General features: G+C 60.1%; 11 protein-coding genes. 5 read left to right on the top strand and 6 right to left on the bottom strand.

Features of this window, described 5'->3' with window-relative positions:
* Positions 1-482, bottom strand: a 482-nt coding sequence (locus AC0L17_RS29780; protein WP_473518400.1) for an aminotransferase class I/II-fold pyridoxal phosphate-dependent enzyme, incomplete at its 3' end; no start/stop codon positions are given.
* A 281-nt stretch (positions 483-763) separates the two neighbouring features.
* Between AC0L17_RS29780 and AC0L17_RS29775 the strand changes: the two genes are divergently transcribed.
* On the top strand, positions 764-2836 hold the full coding sequence (locus tag AC0L17_RS29775) for a putative bifunctional diguanylate cyclase/phosphodiesterase (protein WP_473518399.1): 2073 nt from the start codon (positions 764-766) through the stop codon (positions 2834-2836).
* Positions 2837-2950: 114 nt separating this feature from the next.
* Here the strand turns inward: AC0L17_RS29775 and AC0L17_RS29770 are convergent, their stop codons facing one another.
* Entirely contained in the window at positions 2951-3376 is a 426-nt protein-coding gene (locus AC0L17_RS29770; protein ID WP_473518398.1) for a MarR family winged helix-turn-helix transcriptional regulator, read from the bottom strand.
* A 116-nt stretch (positions 3377-3492) separates the two neighbouring features.
* Between AC0L17_RS29770 and AC0L17_RS29765 the strand changes: the two genes are divergently transcribed.
* Together AC0L17_RS29765 and queF are read left to right on the top strand one after the other, a co-directional pair.
* Positions 3493-3900, top strand: coding sequence for a hypothetical protein (locus tag AC0L17_RS29765; RefSeq protein ID WP_473518397.1), 408 nt, complete (start codon positions 3493-3495; stop codon positions 3898-3900).
* A gap of 396 nt (positions 3901-4296) precedes the next feature.
* The gene (gene queF / locus AC0L17_RS29760) at positions 4297-4758 is read left to right on the top strand and encodes a preQ(1) synthase (RefSeq protein ID WP_023802331.1); all 462 of its coding nucleotides are present in this window, start codon (positions 4297-4299) and stop codon (positions 4756-4758) included.
* A gap of 87 nt (positions 4759-4845) precedes the next feature.
* Here the strand turns inward: queF and AC0L17_RS29755 are convergent, their stop codons facing one another.
* The 3 genes from AC0L17_RS29755 to AC0L17_RS29745 all read right to left on the bottom strand — a co-directional run bounded on the left by AC0L17_RS29755 (position 4846) and on the right by AC0L17_RS29745 (position 6825).
* Positions 4846-5352 (bottom strand): hypothetical protein, encoded by a 507-nt coding sequence (locus AC0L17_RS29755; RefSeq protein ID WP_473518396.1) that lies wholly within the window; start codon positions 5350-5352, stop codon positions 4846-4848.
* Between the two features lie 4 nt (positions 5353-5356).
* Positions 5357-5836, bottom strand: a complete 480-nt coding sequence (locus AC0L17_RS29750) for a DUF3828 domain-containing protein (protein WP_473518395.1) — start codon at positions 5834-5836, stop codon at positions 5357-5359.
* Between the two features lie 110 nt (positions 5837-5946).
* Positions 5947-6825 carry a LysR substrate-binding domain-containing protein gene (locus tag AC0L17_RS29745; RefSeq protein WP_473518394.1) on the bottom strand — a complete coding sequence of 293 codons (879 nt, stop codon included), beginning with the start codon at positions 6823-6825 and terminating at the stop codon, positions 5947-5949.
* A 150-nt stretch (positions 6826-6975) separates the two neighbouring features.
* Here AC0L17_RS29745 and AC0L17_RS29740 point away from each other — a divergent pair, with 150 nt between their 5' ends.
* Positions 6976-8214, top strand: coding sequence for an aromatic ring-hydroxylating oxygenase subunit alpha (locus AC0L17_RS29740; protein WP_473518393.1), 1239 nt, complete (start codon positions 6976-6978; stop codon positions 8212-8214).
* Between the two features lie 4 nt (positions 8215-8218).
* Positions 8219-9286 carry an FAD-binding oxidoreductase gene (locus AC0L17_RS29735; RefSeq protein ID WP_473518392.1) on the top strand — a complete coding sequence of 356 codons (1068 nt, stop codon included), beginning with the start codon at positions 8219-8221 and terminating at the stop codon, positions 9284-9286.
* Positions 9287-9449: 163 nt separating this feature from the next.
* Here AC0L17_RS29735 and AC0L17_RS29730 read toward each other — a convergent pair whose 3' ends face one another.
* Complete coding sequence (locus AC0L17_RS29730; protein WP_473518391.1) at positions 9450-10052, bottom strand: dimethylsulfoniopropionate lyase; 603 nt, start codon at positions 10050-10052, stop codon at positions 9450-9452.
* Positions 10053-10059 lie beyond the last annotated feature (7 nt).

The raw sequence follows: 10059 nt of genomic DNA, 5'->3' as shown, positions 1-10059 counted from the left end.
TCCAGATCGGCCATGTCGTTGTTGGCGTAACGGAAACGCTTCGCCTTCGACAGCCGCACGCCGTCGATGATCGAGGCATGGTTCAGCGCGTCGGAAATGACCGCATCCTCCTCGGAAAGCAGCGTCTCGAACAGGCCGCCGTTGGCATCGAAGCAGGAGCCGTAGAGGATCGTGTCCTCCATGCCGAGAAAGCCAGAAATCGTCGCCTCGAGCTGCTTGTGCTCTTCCTGCGTGCCGCAGATGAAACGCACCGACGCCATGCCGTAGCCATAGCGGTCGAGTGCCTGCTTGGCCGCATCGCGCAAGTCGGCGCTATCGGCGAGGCCAAGATAATTGTTGGCGCAGAAATTCAGCACCCTCTCGCCGCCCACCTCGATCTTAGCCGATTGCGTCGAGGTGATCACCCGCTCGGATTTGTAGAGGCCGGCCGATTTCAGCCCTTGGAGCTCGCTGTCGATATGGGAGAGGAATGCCGCGCTCATGATCTGGCCCTGTTGAGATTCAATGGACTGTCGCCCCGCGCGGGCGAAAAATCCACCGCAAAAGCGACGGCTTCGGTGACCCGACGGTCAGTGGCCAGAATGCCGCCCCAGAATGCCGCCAAATGGCAGATGTTCAAATGCAGCTGCGGCGCGAAAGAAGGCGATAACCATTTTGCGAGCTTTCCACCGCTGCTGCTGTGTCGGCTTCCGGAGCTGTTAACCTTTCAAGCCAATGGTTCTCATACCCAACAATCTGTCGGCGAGAGGGACCGCCCCAGAAAATGTCGCAGCAACCGATGCAAACCATTTCGGGCAAGCTCATATTGCTGATCAAGGCAGGCTATTGGCTGGCGCTGCTGATCATTGCAGCCATGGTGATGGCCTCCTTCATCCTTCTCCAGCAGATGATGGCTGGCCATCGGCACGACGACACGCTGCTCGATATTGTCGGCATGCAAAAGGTGCTGTCGCAACGCATTGTCTTCCTTGCCAACGCGGCAGGAGCAGCTACGCCCAACCAACAACCGGCTCTGGTCACCGCATTCAAACAGGCCACGGCCGACTTCGAGAGGAACTACGACCTTCTGCTCGAGCGTGTGGTCGCCGACCCGGCGTCACCGGCAAGGGTCGATCCAAAATCAGTCGAGAACGTCCTTTTCGCCAAGCCGTTTCATCTCGATTACTTCTCGGTCGGGCTTATCGCCAACGGCGAACGCCTGGTTTCGGCGTTTGAATCGCAACTCGGCATGGCCGACAATGGCGGCTACAAGGGTGGCGGCGAACGCGTCAACCTCGACGCTTCCGTCGCCAATGCGGCCCTGTCGGGCTATGCGGCACTCGGCCAGCGCATCAGCGCCCAAGCCGACGCGCGATCGGAGGGCCTTCTCGCTCTCCATCGAACGCTGTTCTACTCCACCCTCGGCGTCATCGTGCTGGTGGCACTTTTCATTTTCAGGCCGATGTCGAACGCCATCCTGCGCAAGACGCGTGAACTGATCGATACCCGCAATTCCATGGCCTTCATCGCCGTGCATGACGGCCTTACCGGCCTGCACAACCGCACCTTCCTGACCGACCATTTCGATACGCTGATCAAGGGCGCGCAGCGCCGGCGAGAGCGGCTTGCGGCGGTCCACCTCGACCTCGACCGGTTCAAGCAGATCAACGACACGCTTGGCCACGCCGCCGGCGACTATGTGCTGGTGGTGACGGCGCAGCGCATGCGTGATTCCTGCCGGGCGTCGGACCTCTGCGTGCGTCTCGGCAGCGACGAATTCGTGATGATCCTCAACGGTGCCGGCGGCACCGAGGACATCAACACGGTCGCCGGGCGCGTCCTGTCGCAGATCAACGAACCGATCGTCTATCGGGGCGCGACCATCCTTCCGGGCGCCAGCGCCGGCGTCGCCGTCTATCCGGTCGACGCCGACAATGCGCAAGATCTGCTCGTCCATGCCGACCTCGCTCTCCACGCCGCCAAGAAGCAGGGTGGCGGCAGTCTCTCATTCTTCTCCGAGGCGTTGCGGCATGAACTCGACTACCGCAAGCGGCTCGAGCATGACATCAGGATCGCTATCGCGGAGAAGACGTTCCAGGTCTATTTCCAGCCACAGGTTTCGTTGTCGAACGGCACGATCGGCGGCATCGAGGCGCTGGTTCGCTGGAGACATGCCGAGCACGGCATGATCGCACCGGGCGAGTTCATTCCCATCGCCGAGAAATGCGGACTCATGCCTGCGATCGGCCGCATCGTCATCGCCAAGGCAATCGGCGAGGCGGCGGAGTGGAACCGTGCCGGCATTGCCTTCGGACGGCTCGCCGTCAACGTCTCCGGCTCCGAATTGCGTGAGGCCGATTTCGACGCCTTCCTCTTCGGTGCGCTGGAAAAGTCTGGGCTGCCGCCACAAAAACTGTCGCTCGAGATCGTCGAATCCGTCATTCTCGACGACGAGAAGACCGGCATCGCGGCAAAGCTGCGGCACATCCGCGCCGCCGGCGTCCATCTTGAACTCGATGATTTCGGCACCGGCTACGCGTCGCTCAGCCACGTCAACCCGAACGAGATCGACAGGCTGAAGATCGATCGCCGCTTCGTCCAGAACATCAATGAGAACGGTGACAACACCAAGATCGTGCGTGCCATCACCGAACTCGCCCGCGGCCTTGGCATCTCGATCGTCGCCGAGGGCGCCGAAACCGAGGCTGAGCTCGATTCGCTGATGGCGATCGGCTGCGACCAGGTGCAGGGCTACTCGATCGCCTTCCCGATGCCGCAGGACCAGGTACGCGAATGGCTGGTCGCGCGGGCGCCGAAGAGAGCCAGGCTGATGGTGCTGCAGGGAAGGCTGGCGTAAGGCGCCAACCTGACACGCCGCTTCGGAAATGGCGGCCTGATGGGGTTACGGCCGGTCTGTAGCTGGCTGCCGCTACATCTTGGGCTCGCTGAACAATGCGTTCGGCAGTTGGGATCAATCGACATTCGCCCGCAGCGTCGCCAAGACTTCCGCGAACTCCGCCAGCCTGTCGTCCGATAACCCGGTCCGCAGCCGCTTGTCGAAGGCAATGGCTGCCGTGCGCAATTTCAGGAACAGCGCCTCTCCCGCTTCGGTCAGTTCGACCTGATGGACGCGGCGGTTTTCCGGATCGCGGCGCCGGGTCAGCAAACCTTGCGTCTCCATCGCGTTCAGGTGGTGGGTCAGCGTCGCGCCTTGGATTCCGATCATGCCGGCGAGCTCACGCTGGTTGGCCAGTTCGCGCGACTTGATCGACAACAGCGTGACCCAGACCGGCAGCGTGCCGCCCGCCTCGACCAACGTGGCGTCAAAGGCCTGGGCGACGAGCTTTGCGGTGCGGGCGAGATTCATCCCGACTGGCGGGTGGTCAAAAAGCGTCATGATCCGACACTAGAGTAAGGGAAAGGCCGATGGAACTGGCCCGTTGACTTTACATTGACATCTAATCATTTGATATCTAACTTTATGGTTGGCGGTAGGAAAGGAGGAACGCGGCCATGCAGTATGTCTACATCATCGTCCTCGGCCTTCACGTATTGGCCGGTGTGTTCTGGGCTGGAACGACCATCGCTGTCGCCCGCGATCCGGAGATTCGGATCGAACGGTTTTTCCGGCCGCAAATGAACGCGGCCGGCATGGTTTTCCTGACCGGCGCCCTGCTCTGGTATTTCTTCCACAGCGGCTCTTTCGGTTCGATGGAAATGGTTCTGGGCCTGGGCATCGCTACGGCCTTGATTGCCGTCGGTGTTCAGGGAGCGCTGGTCGGCTCTGCCAGCAGGCGGCTTGCCGGCACTGACTCGGCGACGGAAACGCAGTTGCGCGCGAAAATGACAAGGGGCGAACGCATCGCTGGTGGGCTGCTGGTCATCACCGTGCTCTGCATGGCCACCGCCAGAATGTTTTGAGCGGCCAGCCGCTATCGCGGTTTAAGAGATCGTACGGTGTCTGGCTGCAAGCCGGCGGCGTGCGCAGCGCGCAGATCGGACCGACGTGCCTGGTGGCTCTCCGTGCGGAGGTTCGGCTGCGCGCCACCAAATCAAATCCGAAGTGATCTTCAGATCCCTACCGTCTTCGGAAATAGGCCGGCTCGTGGCTGGTCGACATGACCCGGTTCTTCAGCGTCAAATGTTTGAGCTGATAGGGTTGGAGAAGCGGATCGCTGGTGGTCATCGTCTTCCTGTTTCAAATTGTGCTAATGAGCGGCAAATTTTTGTTTTTGCGCATGTCGTACCCAGGTCCGCGCACCCTCGGGTCGGGCCCGTGGGCAGGCTTTTGGGCGACATGCAGTAAGGAACCCGCCGATGACCGATACGAAAAACCTTACCCAGCTCGGCACCAACGTCGAGGCGCCACAGAACCCTGACGCAGCAGTCCTGGAGACCGTGCCGTTTTCGCGCGGCGACGGGCCGCCAGCCATCGTTCGCTTCACCTGCCCGGAATTCACTTCGCTCTGCCCAGTCACCGGCCAGCCGGACTTCGCCCACATCGTCATCGACTATGCACCCGACACGCTGCTGGTGGAATCGAAGTCGCTGAAGCTGTTCATGACCTCGTTTCGCAACCATGGCGCCTTCCATGAAGAGTGCACCATCATGATCGGCCGCCGCATCATCGCTGCGACCAAGCCACTGTGGTTGCGGATTGGCGGCTATTGGTATCCGCGCGGCGGCATTCCGATCGACGTATTCTGGCAGACCGGCGCGCCGCCGGAAGGCGCATGGCTGCCCGACACCGGTGTTGCGCCCTATCGCGGACGCGGCTGAATTCTGCTGCGAGATGTCCGCCGGGACAGCAGGATCGCCAACTCTGGTTTTCAATCGCCATCAGGCGATCAACTCATCGGTCCGTTCTCACTCACACTGATATTGGCTGAGCGCCCATTCGCCGGTCACCGACAGAAGGTCCGATATCTTCCAGTCGCCGTCGACCTTTTTGAACTTCCATTCCAGCCGGTGCGGATTGCCGGCAACGATAAACGCGACGACGACCTTGGCCTCATCGCCTTTGACCGCTTCAACAGCCTTCAGGCTGTTGTCGATCTCGGCCCTGTCGTACGCCGCATTGTCGAGCGCCATGTTGGGATCGAGGCATTCGCCCTGCCCCGATTTCCGCAGCGCATCGCTCTTGTCGAGCACCGACTTCGCGGGATCGACGAAATGGCTGCGCTGAGCCGGATCGAGCTCGAGCCCGACATGCTCGTAAAACGGTTTCACCATCGCCGTCGGCGAACCCGGCCGCAGCGGAGCTGCCCGTGCATTTTCTGCTGAGAGCGGCGCGCTGAACAGGCCCTGGCCAGCGGTGCTGCTCAAACCCGCGGCCAGCAGGCACGCAGTCGCCAGGGCCAGGGCGCGGGCCATGGCGTCACTCCGGAGTCTGGCCAGCCAGGCATTCGAGCGCACTCAGCGTCCAGCCGCTGGTCTTCGAGGTGATGTCGGCAACCTTCCACTGGCCGTCGACCTTCTTCAGCGACCAGACCATTTCGCGTTTGGATTCATCGTCTTCCGGGAAAAGGTTGAACGTCACTGTCACGTTGGCGCTGTCGCCATCCACTGCTTCAGACAGCTTCAACGTCTTGGCGACTGTCTTCTCGTCAAAATCCTGCGCGTCGAGACCGGGGGCGAAGTCGATGCAAGGCACCTCGTCCGGCTTGTTCTTCTGCGCCTGATCGTTGAGGTCGAACAGCTTTGTCACCGGCTCGGTGAAACGGTCGCGGTATTTCGCGTCGGCCTCGAACTTGACCTCGGGCATGTAGAAGAACTTCACCGCATTGGAGGCCGGCCCGGCCAGGGCGGCCGCAGGCGCCGCGATCGAGAGAGCGGCGGCAAGCACAATCAGTCTCATCCGATAATCTCCAGGCTTTCGTGGTGGGTACCCGTTCAATACCACGAATCCATAGCGAGCGCGGTGATGTGAAGCCGCCCGAAGAAGTCAGCGAGCAAGAGAGCAGCTGCTCAAGCGCTTTTGGCGAGCCAGCTCGCAAAAAGCCGCGCTTTCGAACCTGCCCTGGGATGGATTTTCAGATAAAATGCCCTGGGTGAGGGAATGTTGTCGGGTACAAGTGTGACCAGCCGGCCCTGTTCCATCAGGCTTTTGACCAATCCATCCCACCCCAAGACCGCCCCGATATCATCCTGGGCGGCCTGCAGGGCAATCATGTAGTTGTTCACGCTAAACCTGCGGCCTTTTGGGATGGTGTGTCCAAGCGCTTGAAACCACTCCGGCCAGTTCGTCCAGTCGGTTTCCTCGTTGTTCATATGAATCAAAGGCGCCTTGAGCAGATCCTCAACTCGGCCAAGGCCGTGCTCGGCGGCGAATTTTGGAGTTCCAAGCGCGACAATGCGATCTTGAAAAAGTTTGTGACACTCCTCGGGACTTTCCTGCGCATCTCCGTAATGAATACTTAGATCACAGCGGATCGCTGTTGCGGGCACGTCGCTGACGATCTGCGAGACAGTGATGGTGGGATGGCTCTTCCAGAAGGCTGAAATCTTCGGTGTAAGCCATAGCGAGCTGACGGCCGTCGTTGTCCGGATGGTCACGTCGGCGGTTTCCGGGCGATCGCGCATGTGAGTGACGGCGTCGGAAATCGTCTCAAGCCCGCGCTGCACGGCAACGAACAGGAACGCCCCTTTCTCAGTCAATTCGACGCCGCGGCTCAAGCGCAGGAACAGGTTGCATCCCAAGTCACCCTCAAGCGCCTTGATCTGGTGGCTGATCGCCGCGGGCGTCACATTCAATTCCTGGGCGGCGTTTTTGAAACTCGCATTTCGGGCGGCTGCCTCGAAGCAGATGAGAGCCGTCACCGAGGAGAGATCGTATGGTCTTGGCATCAACGCTTCTTCGGACCCGCTTTTTGGATGGCTCGCTGACTGCAACAGATTAGCTGAACTAAATCGTTCTGAAAATTAGTGCTATTGCGCGAAAGGCGTTCAGGCAAGAAAATTTCATCTCAAATATGCACGCCATCTATGGAATTCCGCATGAACGCCCCCTCGCCCTCGATCCAAGAGTTGCTAGCGCGCCGCGTCTCGGGCTATGCCCTTGAGCAGCCCTTTTACACTTCGCCGACGATTTACCAGCTCGATCTCGAGCACATCTTCTACCAGGAATGGCTCTACGCGGTCCCGACATGCCAGCTTGCGAAAGCTGGTAGCTACGTGACGATGCGCGTGGGTGCCTATGAGGTGGTCATCGTGCGCGCCCGCGATGGTGAAATCCGCGCCTTCCACAATTCCTGCCGCCATCGCGGCTCGATGATTTGCAAGGCGCGCGAAGGCCAAGTGGCCAAACTCGTCTGCCCCTATCACCAGTGGACCTATGAGCTTGACGGCAAGCTCATCTGGGCAAATGACATGGGGCCCGACTTCGACATGTCCAAACACGGGCTGAAGCCGGTCCATCTGCGCAATCTTGCCGGCCTGATCTACGTCTGTCTGTCCGCTACGCCCCCAGACTTCGAACCGTTTGCCGACCTGGCCCTTCCCTACCTAGAGGTCCATGACCTCAACAATGCAAAGGTTGCGCATACGTCGACTATCATCGAGAAGGCCAACTGGAAGCTTGTGTGGGAAAACAACCGCGAATGCTACCACTGCAGCAGCAACCACCCGTCGCTCTGCCGCTCCTTCTCGCTCGACCCGGAAGTGGCCGGGGTGTCTACCGACGGGTCGGTCTCGGCGACCCTCCAGGCGCATTTTGACCGTTGCGAAGCCTCAGGCGCGCCGGCGCAGTTCCGCCTTGGCGGCAGCGGCCAATTTCGCCTGGCGCGGATGCCGCTGCAGCAAAAGGCGGTGAGCTACACGCTCGACGGCAAGACTGCCGTTCGCAAGAATCTTGGCCAGGTGGCGCTGCCCGAAGCAGGCTCGCTGTTGATGTTCCACTATCCGACGACCTGGAGCCACTTCCTGCCGGATCACTCCTTGACCTTCCGGGTCACGCCAATCAGCGCCACGGAAACCGAGGTCACCACCACCTGGCTGGTGAACAAAGATGCCGTCGAAGGGCTCGACTACGACCTCAAGCGCCTGACCGAGGTCTGGATTTCTACCAATGATGAAGACCGTGAGATCGTCGAGACCAACCAGCAAGGGATCTTCTCTCCTGCCTATGTTCCCGGACCATATTCGCCGGTTCAGGAAAGCGGTGTGACCCAATTCGTCGATTGGTATGCGAACTGGCTTGGGCGCTCTCAGGCCTCGATGCGATTGGCCGCGGAGTGAAGCAATGAACGTGGTGGCAAAACCCAGGCTGGTTTTCTGGACCGACGCGGAAGAACTCGAATGTGCCTCCTTTCTTCCGGAGGCGCCGAACGTCCTGACCTTTTGTTTCCGGTCGCCGTCCGGAGCGCTGTTCAATTTTGATCCGGGACAGTTCCTCACTTTGGAACTGCCCACTCCCGGCGGTCCGGTCTACCGGACCTACACGATATCCTCATCTCCGTCGCGGCCGACCTCGCTGACCATTACCGTAAAGGCGCAGGCCGACTCTGTCGGAACGCAGTGGATGTTTGACAGCCTCCGTCCGGGAATGCGCCTGCGGGCAATAGGTCCGGGGGGCACCTTCTCGATGGCACATCAGCCAGCCGAAAAGTATCTTTTCATCTCAGCCGGCTCGGGCATCACACCGATGATGTCCATGACTACACATCTGTATGATTCCGGAGTTGATCCGGACATCGTCTTTGTCCACTGCGCGCGCCGCCCTTCTGAGATCATCTTCCGCGAACGGCTGGAGCATATGGCGTCGCGCGTAACTGGCATCGACCTGAAATGGGTGGTTGAGCAGACCGATCCATACAGGCCATGGACCGGCTACAGAGGCATGCTCAACCAGTTGATGCTCGGACTGATGGCGCAGGATTATCTTGATCGCGAGGTGTTCTGCTGCGGGCCCGAGCCCTTCATGCAAGCCGTGCGCGAGGCGCTGGCCGGTCTCGGTTTCGACATGGCAAATTACCATCAGGAAAGCTTCCGCGCGCCGCTTCCTGAGGCCGAGAAGGTCCCGGATGACTTCGTTCCCGCCGAGAACAACGAGGCCGAGATCGAATTTGTCCTATCCGGCGTCTCGGCGAAATGCGTCGAGACGGATACGATCCTGGCTGCGGCACGGGCTGCCGGTCTGGTGATCCGATCGGGTTGCAGTATGGGGATATGCGGGACATGCAAGGTTCGCAAAATCGATGGCGATGTGCATATGGTCCACAATGGCGGCATCACCGACGAAGAGATTGCCGACGGCTACATCCTTGCTTGCTGTTCTAATCCGGTTGGCCGTGTGAAAGTCGAGATATAGCAACCATTTCGCGATCTTTGATCAAGGCGCTTCTTCGAAATCGGCAGCGCCTTGACGGTCCGCGGTCAACCGAAGTCGATGATGAAGCTATTGATGAGTCACGCGCTTCACCCGCAAGGCGGTCTTGGCTCTTCCTTGGCCGGTAGCCGGGTTTCGGGCAAGCTCAGTGATGCGTCTGGTCCACCAACAGCGCCCAGAAAGCGAACAGCCGCCGATCCAGCGACCTCATCGCGTGTTTGATGCCTGGCGGATTGTAGAATGATCCACCGATGCCGGGCGAAAACCAATCCTTGTCAGCCTGCTTGAACTCGCCATGCGAAAGCACGAGGTAGGTTTCTTCCGGCGGATGATCGTGGTCGGGATACCGGACGTGAGGAGCCATCAAAGTGACGCCGAGCCACAGATCGTTTCTGTCCTCGAGGCCGCCCGGGCCAAGGATCATCGCGTTGACGTGACCGTCACGGAAATTGCTGCTGGCAGACGGCGCGGGATTTGATTTCAGCCGCCATTCGAGCAGCGGCTCGATCGCCTTGAAGCGCTCAATCAAGTTGCGGAGCGTAGACGGGATCGCCTCTTCCGCCAACGCCGGGCTGAGATAGGAACAGACCGGCAAACGGCTCCCGGCCCTGGTCTTTTCAGGCCCGGGAACCTCCGATTGGGCGAAGAGCTGGATGATCGATCTGCGCGATCGCAGGTCGTGTGAGAACTGGTCGAAGGCCACGAACGCTGTGTCTACAAAATATTGCAGGGCCTCACTTCTGTTCATCTCGGAG

This window comes from Mesorhizobium sp. WSM4829 (genome assembly GCF_055811475.1).
Note: the sequence above shows the minus strand (reverse complement) of the source record. Positions and strands in the feature narration are given on the sequence as shown.